The following is a 17,404-nucleotide window of genomic DNA, read 5'->3' on the forward strand; positions in this document are numbered from 1 at the left end:
CGAGAAAAGGTTTCCCCTTTAGCGTTCTGTGCGTACACTCATCGTTGGTGGTTTGCGAACGGGATTTTTCGCCTTTATGACAACATTTTATACCGTAATCAGTTGGCTCATGGTGTTCGGTTACTGGCTGCTTATCGCTGGTGTAACACTGCGTATTCTGATGAAACGCCGCGCCGTACCTTCCGCTATGGCCTGGCTGCTGGTGATCTATATTCTGCCGCTGTTCGGTATTGTGGCTTATTTATCTTTTGGTGAATTACATCTGGGCAAACGCCGTGCCGAACGCGCCAAGGCCATGTGGCCTTCTACCGCACGCTGGCTGAGCGAGTTAAAAGAGAGCCAGCGCATCTTCGCCACCGATTACAGCGAGGTCGCCAGACCCCTGTTCCAACTCTGCGATCGCCGTCAGGGCATCGATGGCGTTAAGGGCAACCAACTCCAGTTACTCACCACTACCGATGCAACGCTGAAGGCGCTGATCCGTGATATTGAGCTGGCACGCCATAATATAGAGATGGTGTTTTACATTTGGCAGCCCGGCGGGTTGGTCGATCAGGTAGCCGAATCGCTGATGGCCGCTGCACGCCGTGGCGTACATTGCCGCCTGATGCTGGACTCTGCCGGTAGTTTGCAGTTCTTCCGCAGCCCCTATCCTGGCATGATGCGCAATGCCGGTATCGAGGTGGTGGAGGCGCTCAAGGTAAACCTGTTCCGCGTTTTCCTGCGCCGAATGGATTTGCGTCAGCACCGTAAAGTGGTGCTGATTGACAACTATATTGCCTACACCGGCAGTATGAACATGGTCGACCCACGCTATTTCAAACAGGATGCCGGGGTCGGTCAGTGGATCGATTTGATGGCCCGTATGGAAGGCCCGGTCGCCAGTACCATGGGCATCGTTTATGCCTGTGACTGGGAGATTGAAACCGGTAAACGGATCCTGCCGCCGCCGCCGGACGTCAATATCATGCCGTTCGAACAGGAAAGCGGCCACACTATTCAGGTTATCGCCTCTGGCCCCGGGTTCCCGGAAGAAATGATCCACCAGGCGTTGCTGACTGCGGTTTACTCAGCACGTGAACAGTTGATCATGACCACCCCCTACTTCGTACCCAGCGACGATTTACTGCATGCGATTTGCACCGCCGCCCTGCGCGGGGTTGAAGTCAGCATCATTGTCCCACGCGATAACGATTCAACGATGGTGCGTTGGGCCAGTCGCTCTTTCTTCTCCGAGCTTCTGGAGGCTGGCGTACGCATCTATCAGTTTGAAGACGGCCTGCTGCATACCAAAAGCGTACTGGTTGATGGCCAGCTCAGCCTGGTCGGCACGGTGAATCTGGATATGCGCAGCCTGTGGTTGAACTTTGAAATTACCCTGGTGATTGACGATGACGGTTTCGGTAGCGATCTGGCCTGCGTGCAGGACGACTATATTGCTCGCTCGCAGTTATTGAATGCCGCAGAGTGGCAGAAACGGCCTTTTTGGCACCGTATTGTTGAGCGCCTGTTCTACTTTTTCAGCCCGCTGTTATAAACGCCGTAACGGGCATGCTTCATACCCGTCGCCTTTCAAGTTGCAGCGTTGTTACCTGCACTCGGTTATGTGGCCCGTCCATGGGCCACCCCCCTTCGGGGCCGCTGCAAGCAGCGTTCAAATCGGCTCCCGGCAGATTTGTCACCCCCAGTTACTTATTTAAGTAAGCGCCTGAGGATGAATGAGCTGGTCGCCTAGCTGCAACTTGAAATTCATAGGGTATAATGAGGAATCATTTGTTATCGGGATTTAATTATGGATTTGAATAACCGCCTTACTGAAGACGAAACGCTGGAACAGGCTTACGACATCTTTTTGGAGTTGGCCGGCGACAATCTGGATCCGGCGGATATTCTGCTGTTCAACCTGCAGTTTGAGGAGCGCGGCGGCGCAGAACTGTATGACCCGGCGGAAGACTGGTCAGAACATGTGGACTTTGACCTGAACCCGGACTTTTTCGCCGAAGTGGTGATTGGCCTGGCGGACAGCGATGGCGAACCGATCAATGACGTGTTTGCCCGCGTGTTACTGTGCCGTGAGAAAGACCACAAGCTTTGCCACATTCTGTGGAAAGAGTAACAGCACGTACATCAATATAAACCATGCCGGTCACGTTGACCGGCATGGTTATTTACCTTTGCCGTCAGGCGACGATCACCTGGAGATTGGCCGGGAAAACCAGGTTCTTCAATTTCTTCTCCGGATCGCTGGTCACCAACCACGAAATATCTTTTAAATCTGCGACCAGGCCCGTCGCATGGTTATTCAGCTTATGTCCATCGGCGAGAACAATGGTTTTGTTGCTGTTTTTGATCATCTGACGAGCGATCGCCGCTTCGTTCAAATCCTGATCCATCACCCCGGCCTTAGGGCTCACCGCACCCGCACCGATAACCGCATAATCCGCATAGAAAGCGCTGATGCCCTGCAATGCCACCGGCCCAATGCATTCCATTTTTGACAGACCAAATTGCCCGCCGATCAAAATCAGGTCAATCGTCGTATTTTCATGAAACAGGTTGGCAATAACCGGCGAATTGGTGATAACGGTAAGCTGGTTAATGCCGGCAATCTGTTTGGCAAATTCTAAGGTTGTGGTACCAAAATCGATAAACAGTGAGTCACCGGGCTTGATCAATTCGGCAGCTTTAACGGCTATGGCCTTTTTGTCATCCTCAGCCAATCTGGCTCGCTGATTAAACTCCAGCTCAAACCCAAACTGAGCGATGACTGCCCCGCCATGGATTTTCTTGATGTGTTTGAGTTCTTCAAGCTTATTGAGATCTCTGCGGATGGTCTCCTGCGAAACATTAAAATCATCAGCCAGTTCATTGACGAAGACTTGCCCGTTAGTTTTCAACTTTTCGAGAATGATGTTTCTGCGTTCTAGTGCGTTTGAATAATCCATCTTCTAACCCATCTCGCTGCATTTAACATGATAAAAATTGTGGATTTAAGGGTTTTTCATTGCTTAGTTGGCAATTGTTCACCAACTCCAACCATGAAGCAACAGCCTATTGAACTTTCACACACAAAAACACAGCAACAACCACATCATAACCACACTGCCATCAGTAAAAACCGCGATATTGGTCACAATTAAATCGAATGTTGTGATTTTAATGTTGATTTAATGTGCTTTAATGATAATAAGTAATATAAACGGGCACAATGACAACATCTAAACCACAAATAGACCTGAGGGCTTTATGCTGAACCAACGCTATGCAGCCATTGACCAAGGAACAACCGGAACACGCGTCGTGGTGTTCGGCGAGGATGGGAAACACTTTTCCCCCGCCGCCATCGCGCATAAACAGCTAACGCCCAATCCGGGTTGGGTTGAACATGACCCGATGGAGATCCTGCGCAACATACGAACCTGTCTCAGCCAGTGTGGCGTTGTTGATGCTATGGGTTTGGCTCATCAGGGAGAGAGCGTTGTTGCCTGGGATGCGCAGAGCGGTTTACCGCTATATAACGCCATTATTTGGCAAGACCAGCGAACTGAATCCGTTCTCCGCCGGCTGCGAGCAGAAGGTGTAGAAGAAACCGTTCGAGCAAAAACCGGCTTGCCACTGGATACCTATTTCTCAGGCAGTAAGCTGGGTTGGATTATGCGCAATGTGCCCGGTGCCGACGAGCTTTCCCGCCGCGGTCAGTTACGGCTTGGCACCATGGACAGTTTTTTCATGTTCCATCTGTGCGGCACTCATGTCACGGACTACAACTCAGCCTCCAGGACTTCGCTGTTCAATATTCACACCCTGCAATGGGATGAGGAACTGTGCCGGATTTTTGGTGTTCCAATCGCCGCATTGCCAGAAATTCGGGATAATATCGGCCACTTTGGCGATGTGACTTGCTCTGGCAATACCACGCCATTGACCGCCTGCATCGTCGATCAATTCGCCGGTACCTATGGCCATGGCTGCCTGCAACCCGGCCAGATGAAAATCACTTTCGGTACTGGCGCATTTTTGCAGTCTATTACCGGTACCGTGGTGCCCGATGCGCAGGGTTCGGGTCTATTGCCGACGCTATGTTGGAAATTACCGGGTGAACCCCCGCTCTATGGCCTGGATGGCGGCGTCTATAACGCGGCATCAGCCATCAACTGGGCCAAAAAGATCGGCTTGTACAGTGATATCGAGGAGTTCTCAGACTTCCCGGATCAACCGGCTATTGCTCGTGGATTGGCATTTATCCCTGCTCTCTCCGGGTTGGGCTGCCCATATTGGGATCGCTCCGCTGCGGGTCTCTGGGCCGGGTTGTCGCTCGAAACCGAACGCAAAGATATGCTGCAATCCATTCTTGAAGGGATCGCCATGCGCTCAGCCGAGGTGATCTACGCCATGGACAAAGTTCGCCCCATTGGCGACACCATTTCTGTGGACGGTGGCCTATCGGCAAATCTCTACTTTAAACAGTTTCTGGCCAGCCTGATCCAAAAACGCATCGTCACTCCGTCAAACCGGGAAATTACCGCCCAGGGCGTCGCTTTATTGGCGCGCAAGGGGTTAGGTAATGCCCACCCCATGAACGTCAGCACACAACACGTTACTACTGAACCTGCAGAACGCGATCTGTCCCCTTATTTTGCAAAATATAAGGACATTATTTCCCGTTCCCGCAATCTGCGTAGCGAATAAATAATAAGAAAAATGGAGGCAGTTATGTCTGAGATTGGCAACATCATTATCTATATCATTATGGCCGGAACCCTGCTCGGTGCCATGGCATCGGTGATAAAACCCGAAAGCGGTTTAGGCAAGGAGTTCGTCAATGGTATCCACTCGATTGGCCCCGTATTTCTGGCACAAGCCGGTATTATGGCGGCGATCCCGATCCTCTCTTACGCCATTACCTACACCGTCGGCCCACTGTTCCAATCAATGGGATCGGATGCGTCCATTGCCGCCCTTTCCATTATCGCCGTTGATATGGGGGGCTACCAGTTGGCGGACGCCATTGCCGCAAACCGGGATCAATGGATCACCGCGATGCTGATTGGCTACACCTCGGGTGCCAGCATCGTTTATTTGATCCCGGTCGGTCTGGTGATGTTACAACCCAAAGACCACAAATATCTGGCCCTGGGCGCCATGGCAGGCTTGATCAGCATCCCGTTTGGGGTATTGATTTCATTGACGATCATCACCTTCAATAATATTCCTGTGAGGGACATAATCTCCACATCTTCACCCGCCAACCATTACCTGAGCATCGACTTTTTCAATGCCTTGCAACTGCTTTCGCCCCTGTTTGTTTTTTGTATTCTGCTGGCATTGGGGCTGAAGTACCGAACCTTGTGGATGGTTAAATGCTTCCTGTTCTTTGGCAAAATTATGGATGCCTTTATCAAGATGGTGCTGGCCGCCTGCATTATTCAGCACTTCACCGGCGTGTTTAGCAAAATCTTTGGCGGTTGGGTATTCGATCCCCTCTTCGCCGACGAAAAAGAGCTTTATCGGGCCATTGAGATTGCCGGTTATATCGGCATCATGCTGGCAGGTACCTTCCCGATTTGTTACCTGTTCCAAAAATATTGTCAGCGCCCGATGAAGTTCATTGGCCGTCAACTTCGGCTTACCGACGCTGGAGCCATTGGCATGGTCATGGTGCTGGCAAATATCATCGCCGTCTATCACCTGTTCAAAGATATGCGAGCCCGCGACAAAGTGTTATGCGTGGCTTTTGGTATCTGTGCCCAGGCCACATTAGGTGACCATTTGGCCTTTACCGCTAACTTCCAGCCGACCCTGGTCCTGCCAATTATGGTCGGAAAATTTCTTGCCGGCGCCATTGCCGTAGCCATCGCTATCTTCATTTCCGTACCGGAAGCGCAACGTATGGAAAAGCGCGATCAGGTTGAAGAGGACGCGGTACAAAACGATCGACCGGCCGTCCCTCAAACCATTTAATCCCCCTATTTTATTCCCTTGCTGTGCCTTCCCAAGGCGCAGCTTTATTTTAAGTCTATGAGGTCACCATGCGTAAGATATTCCTTGCCTGCCCCTACAGCCATGCCGATGAGAATGTAGTCCAGGAGCGTTTCCTGGCTTGTAACAAAGTCGCTGCCAACATCATCGAGGCGGGCCATGCGGTTTTCAGTCAGGTAACCATGTCGCACCCGATTAATTTGCAGTTGGCAAAGACCGATAAGGCAGAGATTGGTAAAATGTGGGCTCCCGTTGACGCCCTGTTTTTAGATTTGATGGAAGAGTTGGTTATTTTGGATCTTGCCGGCTGGGATAACAGTGCAGGCATCAAGCGAGAGATTGAGTTCTATCAATCTCGCAATCAACGAGTAAGCCTGTGGTCAGAAGTTGAGCACGAATTTAAATAACTCTCTGTAATACGACCAAAAAAATAAGCCTGCAAATTTGCAGGCTTTTCGATGGGCCGAGTAAAGAAAGCCTAGCGGGCGATAACCCTTATTTGGCTGTCCGATGTTAAGCCAGAAATATCGATATTTTTCAGAAGAATACGACGTTCAGGCAAGCAACGGTGTTTACCACGGTAAAGTTCCTTTTCACCATCACTCACGATGATTTCGCCTTTATGATAGCGGTTAACACGCACGTTCAATGTGACGCGATCCGGGGCCTCTGGCGAGACGGAGATAACATTGGGTGCAGCAATACGGAATACCTCATCCAATTGAACTGGAATATTAAAAGGCTGCGCACCTTGCCGTAGTAGCGATTGTGCAACCAACCGACCTACGCGTAACCCCTCCAGGTAACACTGATCGCCCATATCAGCGGGATGAGTCATATTGCCCACCACATAATAATCGCGGTCAGAACAACGGCCATGTTGATCGAACCATGGACGGCCACTCTCTGGCTCGTAGGCCAGGTGGCTGTTACGAATCAGCGCATACTCGCCGGTAAAACGGCCGGTAAAGATAATACTGTCGCAGGCCAGTTGCTGCGCACTGCCGTCTGCGGCGGTAAATTCGATACTTTCTACCCGTTCACGGCCATTGATCTGGGTAATATGCGCCCCCAGGTGGAGTTTCACCCCCATAAGGCGGGCATATATTGCTGCCAGACGAAACGCAGTTGGCCGGGGGTTTTCATCAATCAGCGCCAGGGCTTTAATACCCGCATTGCGTAACGTCCAGATAGTGGAAAAACTGACTAATTCAGACCCTATGATCACCGGTTGAATACCCGGCTTTAGTTTTTTCAAATAGATAAACTGCTGCAATGCCCCCGCGGTCAGCACCCCCTGCGGCCTGACGCCGCTAACCAGTCTGGCGTGGCGTGGCGTTTCGCGCACACCGGTGGCAATAATGACGCGTTTACCTACCAGGGTTTCAAGCCCCCGGTCGCTGGAGACCGTCACTTCACCACCTGGTTTGATATTCACCACCGTGGTGCCGGTTCTGATTTCACAATTTTTTTGCACCAGGCTCAATATCCGCTTGGCCCAAATATGTCCTTTCATCGGTCGGTGGAAGGTCTGCATACCGAAGGTTGGGTGGCGACAATGGCGCGGTACACCACCCGCCTCCTTTTCTCTTTCCAACAACAGAACGCGGTTTACTCCCTCGTCCCATAAAGTCCGGGCGGCGGCCAAACCGGCAGGCCCTGCGCCAATAATAATGACGTCGTATAATCGACTCATTCTACCCTCCCGACGACCAGCGTATTATCCAGACGGTCGCCCGCAATTTCGGCAACCTGATTACTACAGAAAAAACCGTTACAACGTCCCATCATGACGCGTGTGCGGCGACGCAGACCCCCGATACATTCAGGCGGTACCGCCGAGTGGAAAGCCGCCTCCAGCTCGCGTCGCGTAACCAATTCGCAATGACAAATGATGCCGCCATTGCCCGAACAGGCATAATCGCGCGGTTGGTAGTCAGACAACATCGGCATCACCGGCCACTGTACCTCGGCTGGCGGTTGGGTTGGAAACAGCTCGCTGAAATGGTTGCGGTAAAGATCTTCCACATGGGCGGCAATGCCCAACGCGGCAGTCAGCCCGGTGGACCGAATGCCACCTACGCTGACCCAATTATCCTGAGGGTAATGATAAATTCGATACTCTTTCTTTTCCGTTGCTGGGCGAAGGCCAGCATAGGTGGCGGTAACGGTATATTGGCCCAACGTCGGCAACATTTGGCTGCCTTTTTCAATCAGCCCTTTAAGCACCGCCTCATCCACATCCGCACGGTCACGATCGGTTTTTTCCTCGGCCGTGGGACCCAAAATCATATTGCCGAAGATAGTCCGACACAGCAGAACGCCTTTGGTGGTGGCTGTCGGTACCGGCAAGATAATGGCATTGATATCTGCGGCCGCCGCTTTGTCATAGACCAGAAACTGCCCTTTGCGTGGGCGGATCTCATAGTCCGGCGTACGCCACAGGCCATCGATCAAATCGCCATGGTTGCCTGCACAGTTAATCACCAGCCTGGTTCTCACACTGCCCTGACGGGTGTTTAATAACCAGCCTTGCTCATCCTGCGTCGCATTGGTCACTTCGCAATTGAAACGATATTCTCCGCCATGCATCACGCCCTGTGTGACATAAGCGAGCGGCGCGCTCCAGGGGTCGATGACATATTCGCCGGGGACAAATACGCCCCCCAGCACCCCCTCGGCCAATTTTGGCTCGCGCAGGTAAACATCAGCGGCTGAAATTTGCTCCACGTCAGTCACCCCATTTTCATGCGCTTGCTTCACAATGCCAGGCAGAGCGGCAAGCTGTTCTTCATTCCAGGCCACCACAATAGCCGTGGTCTGCAACAGCGGGAGATTCATCTTTTCCCGGATCGCCAAATATTCTTCGTAGCCAGCCTGCATGCATTGTAACTCCAGGCTTCCTGTAGGTGCATCGAAGCCCGTATGCAAAATGGCGCTGTTAGCCTTGCTGGCGCCCGACAAGATATCACCGCCCCGCTCCAGCAATAGCGTTTTCGCCCCCATAAGGGTGAAACGCCGGAAAACGGCGCACCCCACCACGCCACCACCAATAACTACCACATCAACATTTTCACTCAGCTGTGTCATACGCGTTATCTCACCACGAAACATGTGATAATAAAACCACACAAAAACGGTAATTACAACACCAAAACCACACCAAGCAACGCTAAAGAAAAAACTCAGTCAACACAAAAATGCAATTAATTTCCTTATAATCAGTGAATTGTTTTTTTAATCTAAAAACAACAGTGCTGTAGACCACTATTAAAAATGTGGTTTTGTTGGTTTTGTGATGTGGGATTATAAAAAAAGGGTTCATGATGACCATAAACCCTGAATTAGGCGACACAACGGATTGAAGTGGCCGTTTACAGCGGATCGACCTTCAGACAAGAAACCGCATGGCGGAAGCTGCCTTCCAGCAGTGGACGCGTCTTGGCGCATTCCGGCCCGGCAATCGGACAACGAGTGCGGAACACGCAGCCGGATGGCGGGTTAATTGGCGAAGGCAGTTCCCCTTCCAGCAGTTGGATCTGTTTGTCCTTTTCCTTATCCGGATCCGGGATTGGCACCGCAGACATCAGCGCTTTGGTATAAGGGTGCTGAGGATTGTGATACACCTCGTCATAGGTGCCCAGCTCCACCGCATGGCCCAAATACATCACCAGCACACGGTCAGAGATGTGTTTTACCACCGCCAGGTCATGGGCGATAAATATCAGCGACAGGCCCATTTCGCGCTGCAGTTGCTGCAACAGGTTCACCACCTGAGCCTGAATCGACACGTCCAGTGCCGAAACCGGTTCATCGCAAATCACCAGCTTCGGCTCCAGGATCAGGGCACGGGCAATGCCGATGCGCTGACACTGACCGCCAGAGAACTCATGTGGATAGCGGTTGATCAGGTTTGGCAGCAGGCCAACCTTCAGCATCATCGCCTTGACCTTGTCCTTCACTTCCTGACGCGGCATTTTTGGGTAATAGGTGCGCAGTGGCTCGGCAATGATTTCACCGATGGTCATGCGCGGGTTCAGCGAAGCCAGCGGATCCTGGAAGATCATCTGGATATCGCTACGGGTTTTACGCCAGTCAACGTCACTCATACCGAGCAAGTCTTTACCCAACCAGGCAACGCGCCCGCTGGTGGCCTTCACCAAACCGATAATGGCGCGGGCGAAGGTGGACTTACCACAACCAGACTCACCCACCACGCCCAGAGTTTCCCCTTCGAACAGGCGCAGCGTCACGCCGTCAACGGCCTTCAGGGTTTTCGGCGGCTGCCAGAACCACTGTTTGTCATCATGAATGTCGAAGTGCACTTTCAAATCGGCCACTTCAAGCAACACTTTCTTGTCGGTTACCGTACTCATACCAACGCCTCCACCGGTTTAAAGCAGGCACGCAAGCGCCCTTCACCAAACTGCTCCAATGGCGGAGCGCTCGAACATTGTGGCATCGCGTACGCACAACGCGGCTGGAACGGGCAGCCTTTCGGTAGACGCAGCAGGTTCGGCGGGTTACCTGGAATGGTCATCAGCGCCTCACCTTCGGCGTCCAGACGCGGTACCGCATTCAGCAAACCGATGGAGTAAGGATGGCTCGGATGATAGAACACGTCACGCGCGCTGCCGTATTCCATGGTCCGCCCGGCGTACATCACCAGCACTTTGTTACAGATACCGGCCACCACCCCCAGGTCGTGAGTGATCATGATGATGGCCGTATTGAACTCGCGCTTTAGCTCATTGAGCAACGTCATAATCTGCGCCTGAACCGTCACGTCCAGTGCGGTGGTCGGCTCATCGGCAATCAGCAGTTTGGGCCGGCACAGCAGCGCCATGGCAATCATTACACGCTGGCGCATACCGCCGGAAAACTCATGCGGGTACATACGCATGCGCTTACGCGCTTCCGGCATTTTAACCGCATCGAGCATGCGAACCGACTCTTCAAAGGCTTCGCTTTTGCTCATTTTCTTGTGCTGCATCAGCACTTCCATCAACTGCTCGCCAACGCGCATATAAGGGTTGAGCGAAGTCATTGGGTCCTGGAAGATCATCGAAATCTCTTCTGCCCGCAGCTTGTTGAGCTGTTTTTCCGGCAGGTTGAGGATTTCGCGGCCGTTAAATTTGGCCGAGCCGCCAATGCGGCCATTGCTGGCCAACAGCCCCATCAGTGCGAAAGCGGTCTGGGATTTACCGGAGCCAGATTCACCCACGATCCCCAGCGTTTCGCCGGCGCGCAGGTCAAAGTTAAGATCGTTAACGGCCGTCACATCACCGTCCGGAGTGCCGAAGGTCACGCGCAGATCTTTAACATCCAGTAACAGCGGTGATTTAACACCGGTACCGGTTTGCAACTGCGGATTTTCAATGGTGCTCATGATTGCACTCCTTAACGATCTTTCGGGTCGAGGGCGTCACGCAGACCATCGCCGATAAAGTTGAAACAAAACAGAGTAACAACCAGGAAACCCGCCGGGAACAGCAGCAACCACGGTGAAACTTCCATCGAGTTGGCACCATCGCTCAGCAATGCACCCCAACTGCTTAACGGCTCCTGAGTACCCAACCCCAGGAAACTGAGGAAGGATTCGAACAGGATCATGCTCGGCACCAGTAATGAAGCGTATACCACCACCACGCCGAGCACGTTCGGCACGATGTGACGCAGTACGATATTGCGGCTGGAAACCCCGCATACCAACGCCGCTTCAATGAACTCTTTGCGTTTCAGGCTCAGGGTCTGTCCACGCACAATACGCGCCATGTCCAGCCAGGACACCATGCCGATCGCCACAAAGATCAGCAGAATGTTTTGACCAAAGAAGGTCACCAGCAGGATCACGAAGAACATAAACGGGAAGGAGTTGAGGATCTCCAGCAGACGCATCATTACCGAGTCAATTTTACCGCCCAGGTAGCCGGACATTGCGCCGTAAAGGGTGCCGACAATCACCGCCACCAGCGCAGCGGAAACGCCGACCATCAACGAGATACGTCCGCCAATCGCTACACGTACCAGCAAATCACGCCCGGAGGAATCGGTCCCGAAGTAGTGCCCCGCGTCAAAGGCCGGTGCTGCCGACATCATCGCCCAATCGGTATCGTCATAGGCAAACTGTGACAGCCAGGGGGCTACAATCACAAACAGGGTAATCAGCGCCAGCACAAACAGGCTGCTGACTGCCGCACGGTTGTGCACAAAGCGGCGACGGGCATCCTGCCACAGGCTGCGCCCTTCCACTTCAAGCTTTTCGCTGAAGTTCTCCAGAGCCTCGCTGTTCTTTTTCGTCAACATCATTTGCGTGCTCCAGCTTAATAACGGATTTTTGGATCGATAACGGCGTACAGCACGTCGACGATCGCGTTAAACAAAATGGTCAGGCCACCCACCAGAATGGTCAGGCTCAATACCAAAGAATAATCGCGGTTCAGCGCACCATTAACAAACAGCTGGCCAATACCCGGCAGGCCGTAGATGGTTTCGATCACCATAGAACCGGTGATGATGCCGACAAACGCCGGGCCCATATAGGAAAGCACGGGCAATAACGCCGGTTTGAGCGCATGGCGGAAAATGATGCGACGCATCGGCAACCCTTTGGCACGGGCGGTGCGGATAAAGTTTGAGTGCAGCACTTCAATCATCGAGCCACGCGTAATACGGGCGATACTGGCGATATAAGCCAGTGACAACGCCACCATCGGCAAGATAATAAACTTCGGTGCGCCACCGTTCCAACCACCGCCTGGTAACCATTTCAGCGTGATGGCGAAAATCAACACCAGTAACGGCGCCACCACGAAACTGGGTATCACTACCCCGGTCATGGCAAAGCCCATCACCGTATAATCCCATTTGGTATTTTGATTCAGTGCAGCCACTACCCCGGCGCTAACCCCCAGCACTACCGCCAACAAGAATGCGGCAAGGCCAAGCTTGGCGGATACCGGGAATGAAGCGGCGACCAGATCGTTAACCGAGTAATCCTTGTATTTGAACGACGGGCCGAAATCGCCTTGCGACAGTTGCGCCAAATAATGGCCGTACTGCTTCCAGATCGGATCGTTCAAATGATATTTGGCCTCGATATTAGCCATGACTTCCGGTGGCAACGCGCGCTCACCGGTAAATGGGCTACCGGGAGCCAGACGCATCATAAAGAATGAGATGGTAATAAGGATAAATAGTGTCGGGATCGCTTCTAACAAGCGACGAAATATAAATTTAAGCATTGCCCTAACCCTGTGCTGCAGCCTGATAACGGCTTATTATTCTCAACATGGGCCGGCGGTTTACACCGCCGGCACTTACCGTATCAATGCTTGATGATGTACAGATTTTTGTCGTACACGTTATCAAGTGGGTCTTTACCGGTGTAACCGCCAACATAAGGTTTCACCAGACGGGCATTCACATAGTAATAAACCGGAACGATGGCCGAATCCTTATCCAGCTGCACTTCGGCTTTCTGATACAAATCAGCGCGTTCTTCTTTGGTTTTCGCCGTCAGCACGTTCGCCATCAGCTTATCGAACTCCGCGCTCTTATAGTGCGGGGTGTTACTGCTGCTGTCGGACAGCATCATGTTCAGGAACGAGCTTGGTTCGTTGTAGTCGGCACACCAGCCGGCACGCGCTACGTCATAGGTACCCTGATGACGGGTATCGAGGAAGGTTTTCCACTCCTGGTTCACCAGCTTCACGTCCACGCCCAAATTTTTCTTCCAGATGGAGGCTGCGGCGATCGCCAGTTTTTTGTGCAGATCAGAAGTGTTGTACAGCAGTGAGAAAGTCAGTGGTTTGCCCGGACCGTAACCCGCTTCAGCCAGCAGTTTTTTCGCCACTTCGTTGCGTTTTTCCTGCGTCCAGCCGAACCACTCTGGTGGCGTCAACTTGGCACCATCGGTATAAGGTGGGGTGAAGCTGTAGGCCGGCAAATCACCCTGGTTTTTCACTTTATTGGTGATGATGTCGCGATCCAGGCCCAGCTTCAGCGCTTCACGTACGCGCTGATCGGTAAATGGCGCTTTCTGGTTGTTGATCTCGTAGTAATAAGTACACAGATATGGATCGACGTGAACTTCTTTCGGGATCTCTTTTTTCAACTTTTGGAACAGTTCAATCGGCATGTTGTTATAGGTCATGTCGATTTCACCGGTGCGGTAGCGGTTTACGTCGGTGACTTCCGACGAAATTGGCAGGAACGTGACTTTATTAATGATGGTTTTCGCGTTATCCCAATATTCCGGGTTACGTTCCAGCACGATACGTTCGTTAACGACCCAGTCTTTTAACTTGTAGGCACCATTGCTGACGTAATTCGCCGGCAGAGTCCATTTCTCACCAAACTTCTCGACCGCGTCTTTAAATACTGGCTTCATCGCATAGTGAGGCGTCATTTCAACCAGGTAAGGCACCGGCTCGGTCAGGGTAACCTGGAAGGTGTGATCATCGATGGCTTTTACGCCCAGGGTAGACTTGTCTTTTTTACCGGCGATAACGTCATCAACGTTTTCTACGTGAGCATATTGCAGATAGCTGGCATATGGGGATGCAGTTTTAGGGTCCACCACGCGCTGCCAGCTATACACGAAATCTTGTGCCGTTACCGGCTTGCCATTCGACCACTTTGCGTCTTTACGCAGATGGAAGGTCCAGACTTTAAAATCTTTGTTATCCCAGCTTTCGGCCACGCCTGGAACAATGGAACCATCCGGGCCGTTGTTGGCCAGGCCTTCCATCAGATCGCGCGTAACGTTGTTTTCAGGTACGCCTTCAATTTTGTGCGGATCCAGCGACTGTACTTCCGAACCGTTGTTTTTAACTATCTCTTGCTTGTCTGCCAGTTGTACGCCCGCCGGCACAACGGCCGCAAAAGCACTTCCGGTTGCTGTGATACCCAGCGCGGCAATGATGCCGGCCGCAAGGATGGTTTTTTTCGTGATGTTGGTCATGTGTGTATACTCCAGTTTTTATTATCACAGGCTCGTCGTGGAACCTGCGTTGCCCGTGAGCGGACCTTGTTATGCCGGCGGCCGTTGAACGAATACGGCAGGCGGACTCCTTGTATTACTCACCCCTGTTGGCGTGGCGTAATACCCCTCGTTACTGCTTGATGATGTACAGGTTTTTTACATCGGTGTAATCCAGCGGGTCTTTACCGGTAAAGCCCCCCACCGACGGTCTGATCAGGCGCGCACTGACGCGGTAATACACCGGGATCAACGCCGAGTCTTTGTCCAACTGAGCCTCCGCTTGCTGATAAAGAGCAGCACGCGCAGCTTCGTCCGGCGCTTTTAGCGTGCTGGCCATCAGGGCGTCAAACGCCGGGCTCTTGTAAAAAATGGTATTGATGCTGCTATTGGAGACAACCAGATTCAGGAAAGCGCTAGGCTCGTTATAGTCTCCGCACCAGGTGGCCCGCGCCACGTCGTACTGCCCCTGATGGCGGCTTTCCAGCGAGGTTTTCCACTCCTGATTGCGCAGCTGGACATCCGCGCCGAGGTTTTTCTTCCACATGGACGCAGCAGCGATCGCCTGCTGCTTATTTTGATCTGAAGTGTTGTACAGCAATGTGAATTTCAGCGGTTTGGTCGCGCTGAAGCCTGCCTCGGCCAACAATTTCTTCGCCTCGGCATTGCGTTGCTCCTGGCTCCACCCTGCCCATTCCGGCGCCGTGAATTTGGCACCCTCGGTAAAGCTCGGAGTAAAGCTGTAGGCCGGGATCTGCCCCTGGCCCATGATCTTGTTGGCAATGATGTCGCGATCCAACGTCAGTTTCACTGCGGCTCGCACCCGGGCATCGGTAAAAGGCGCGCGCTGGTTGTTAATCTCGTAATAAAAAGTGCACAGATAAGGGTTAACGTGCAATTGCTCAGGGATCTCGCTTTTCATTTTCGCGAACAGGTTCGGCGGGATGGCGCTGTTGGTGATATCGATTTCACCGCTGCGGAAGCGGTTGACGTCACTGACCTCTGAGGATATCGGCAAGAAGGTTGCCTGGCTGATAACCGTTTTCTTGTTGTTCCAGTAGCTCGGGCTGCGTTCAAGCACAATGCGCTCATTCACCACCCAATCTTTCAAGCGATACGCGCCATTACCGACATAGTTTGCCGGCAGCGTCCACTTGTCGCCAAACTTCTCAACTACCGAACGTTTTACCGGTTTCAGCGAGGTGTGGCTCAGCATGCTGATAAAATACGGCACCGGCTCACTTAGCGTGACCTGAAAAGTTTTATCATCGATAGCTTTAATACCGAGCGTCTGCGGGCTTTGCTTGCCGGTCAGAATGGCGTCGATATTTTCAACTTTGGCGTACTGCAGGTAGCTGGCATAAGGTGAGCCAATTTTCGGGTCGGCCAGGCGTTGCCAACTGTAGACAAAATCCTGCGCGGTAACCGGAGAGCCGTCACTCCAAACTGCGTCGGGACGCAGGTGGAAAGTCCAGGTCTTAAAATCCTGATTTTCCCAATTTGTCGCCGCAGCCGCGACCACGTGCCCATTGGCGTCGGTGCTGACCAGCCCTTCCAGCAGGTTCAGAATGATATTGCTTTCCGGTATGCCTTCAACCTTGTGCGGATCCAATGAAGCCACTTCCGAGCCGTTGTTAATGACGATCTTCTGCTGCTGGGCCAATTGCACCCCGGCCGGAACATCAGCCGCCTGAGCAGAATAAACGGCGCTGATACTCAGCAGGCCGGCAATCAACATAGCTAATGGTGTGTGCTTTAGGGTTTGCTGCATGGTCGAGGCTCCTTTTCACCAACAAGCATTGCTTATCGATATTCGTGAAGTATTTATAAGAATTCTAAATAAACAGACACCAGCAAAAATCATTCCCACTTTGTCGACGCGATACCGTTAATTACGCGTAGAAAGTTGCTCGGAAATTAGCAGAAGGCAATTTCCATAGCCAATAATTTTTACAGAAATGTTAAGCAATTCTCTTTTATTGCATCAGACGGGTTTTGTCACCCCAAAGAGGGGGTAACAAAGGTGCAAATCAACTTATTGATTTTAATCATTAAAATTGAATTCACCACCATCAAAGCCGTACGCAGCGAACCCACACACCAGATAAAGAAACATTCAGTTAACAAAGCCGCCGTTCAAAGAACAAACACCTGCTTATGTGCGGTTAATCACTAATAACACCTGGATGAAAGCGAGACAAGCCCTACAGAATGATGTGATTAAATTAACAGCAAATTTGATATTCGGGAGGCGAAAAAGGGCAGGAAGTGAGGAAGATAAGGGGTAAAAACAACGCTTAGAGCTTTTATTGAGCAACAAATTGAGATTTATGCCACATCATGGTGCAAGTGAAGAAAATTCATTCATATTACGCACTATATTAATGCGAGCTAATAATAGTTTTTAATTTTAAAATTAATTTGAGCCGCGAATCATCCTAT

General features: G+C 51.9%; 14 protein-coding genes. 5 read left to right on the forward strand and 9 right to left on the reverse strand.

Annotated elements, in window-relative coordinates:
* Nucleotides 1–76 precede the first annotated feature (76 nt).
* A complete protein-coding gene (gene cls / locus M2406_RS07665) occupies nt 77–1,537 on the forward strand; it encodes a cardiolipin synthase (RefSeq protein WP_012145416.1) in 1,461 nt (486 codons plus the stop codon).
* Between the two features lie 255 nt (nt 1,538–1,792).
* Complete coding sequence (locus M2406_RS07670; protein ID WP_004945300.1) at nt 1,793–2,116, forward strand: HI1450 family dsDNA-mimic protein; 324 nt, start codon at nt 1,793–1,795, stop codon at nt 2,114–2,116.
* Between the two features lie 64 nt (nt 2,117–2,180).
* Here M2406_RS07670 and M2406_RS07675 read toward each other — a convergent pair whose 3' ends face one another.
* Entirely contained in the window at nt 2,181–2,945 is a 765-nt protein-coding gene (locus M2406_RS07675; protein ID WP_012145417.1) for a DeoR/GlpR family DNA-binding transcription regulator, read from the reverse strand.
* 301 nt (nt 2,946–3,246) lie between these two features.
* Here M2406_RS07675 and M2406_RS07680 point away from each other — a divergent pair, with 301 nt between their 5' ends.
* The 3 genes from M2406_RS07680 to M2406_RS07690 all read left to right on the forward strand — a co-directional run bounded on the left by M2406_RS07680 (nt 3,247) and on the right by M2406_RS07690 (nt 6,386).
* The gene (locus tag M2406_RS07680) at nt 3,247–4,689 is read left to right on the forward strand and encodes a glycerol kinase (RefSeq protein ID WP_012145418.1); all 1,443 of its coding nucleotides are present in this window, start codon (nt 3,247–3,249) and stop codon (nt 4,687–4,689) included.
* 24 nt (nt 4,690–4,713) lie between these two features.
* Nucleotides 4,714–5,961: an ethanolamine utilization protein EutH gene (gene eutH, locus M2406_RS07685; RefSeq protein ID WP_112362452.1), complete on the forward strand. Its 1,248-nt coding sequence runs from the start codon at nt 4,714–4,716 to the stop codon at nt 5,959–5,961.
* A 68-nt stretch (nt 5,962–6,029) separates the two neighbouring features.
* Complete coding sequence (locus tag M2406_RS07690; RefSeq protein WP_026142399.1) at nt 6,030–6,386, forward strand: DUF1937 family protein; 357 nt, start codon at nt 6,030–6,032, stop codon at nt 6,384–6,386.
* Nucleotides 6,387–6,457: 71 nt separating this feature from the next.
* On the opposite strand, the gene M2406_RS07695 is transcribed toward M2406_RS07690, so the two are convergent.
* From M2406_RS07695 to M2406_RS07730, 8 genes are all read right to left on the reverse strand, one after another.
* Nucleotides 6,458–7,675: an NAD(P)/FAD-dependent oxidoreductase gene (locus M2406_RS07695; RefSeq protein WP_259189535.1), complete on the reverse strand. Its 1,218-nt coding sequence runs from the start codon at nt 7,673–7,675 to the stop codon at nt 6,458–6,460.
* The gene (locus tag M2406_RS07700) at nt 7,672–9,069 is read right to left on the reverse strand and encodes an NAD(P)/FAD-dependent oxidoreductase (RefSeq protein ID WP_259189536.1); all 1,398 of its coding nucleotides are present in this window, start codon (nt 9,067–9,069) and stop codon (nt 7,672–7,674) included. Before M2406_RS07700 ends, M2406_RS07695 begins: the two co-directional genes overlap by 4 nt.
* A gap of 284 nt (nt 9,070–9,353) precedes the next feature.
* The gene (gene oppF, locus M2406_RS07705; RefSeq protein ID WP_012145423.1) at nt 9,354–10,355 is read right to left on the reverse strand and encodes a murein tripeptide/oligopeptide ABC transporter ATP binding protein OppF; all 1,002 of its coding nucleotides are present in this window, start codon (nt 10,353–10,355) and stop codon (nt 9,354–9,356) included.
* Entirely contained in the window at nt 10,352–11,368 is a 1,017-nt protein-coding gene (locus tag M2406_RS07710) for an ABC transporter ATP-binding protein (protein WP_012145424.1), read from the reverse strand. The genes oppF and M2406_RS07710 overlap by 4 nt, the downstream gene beginning before the upstream one ends.
* 11 nt (nt 11,369–11,379) lie before the next feature.
* Complete coding sequence (oppC, locus tag M2406_RS07715) at nt 11,380–12,288, reverse strand: oligopeptide ABC transporter permease OppC (RefSeq protein ID WP_012145425.1); 909 nt, start codon at nt 12,286–12,288, stop codon at nt 11,380–11,382.
* Nucleotides 12,289–12,302: 14 nt separating this feature from the next.
* Nucleotides 12,303–13,223 carry an oligopeptide ABC transporter permease OppB gene (gene oppB / locus M2406_RS07720; RefSeq protein ID WP_012145426.1) on the reverse strand — a complete coding sequence of 307 codons (921 nt, stop codon included), beginning with the start codon at nt 13,221–13,223 and terminating at the stop codon, nt 12,303–12,305.
* 83 nt (nt 13,224–13,306) lie between these two features.
* Complete coding sequence (oppA, locus tag M2406_RS07725; RefSeq protein WP_012145427.1) at nt 13,307–14,944, reverse strand: oligopeptide ABC transporter substrate-binding protein OppA; 1,638 nt, start codon at nt 14,942–14,944, stop codon at nt 13,307–13,309.
* A gap of 151 nt (nt 14,945–15,095) precedes the next feature.
* Nucleotides 15,096–16,733, reverse strand: a complete 1,638-nt coding sequence (locus tag M2406_RS07730; RefSeq protein WP_012145428.1) for an ABC transporter substrate-binding protein — start codon at nt 16,731–16,733, stop codon at nt 15,096–15,098.
* Nucleotides 16,734–17,404 lie beyond the last annotated feature (671 nt).

The organism is Serratia sp. BIGb0163 (assembly GCF_024809935.1).
In the GTDB taxonomy this organism is placed as follows: Bacteria; Pseudomonadota; Gammaproteobacteria; order Enterobacterales; family Enterobacteriaceae; genus Serratia; species Serratia quinivorans.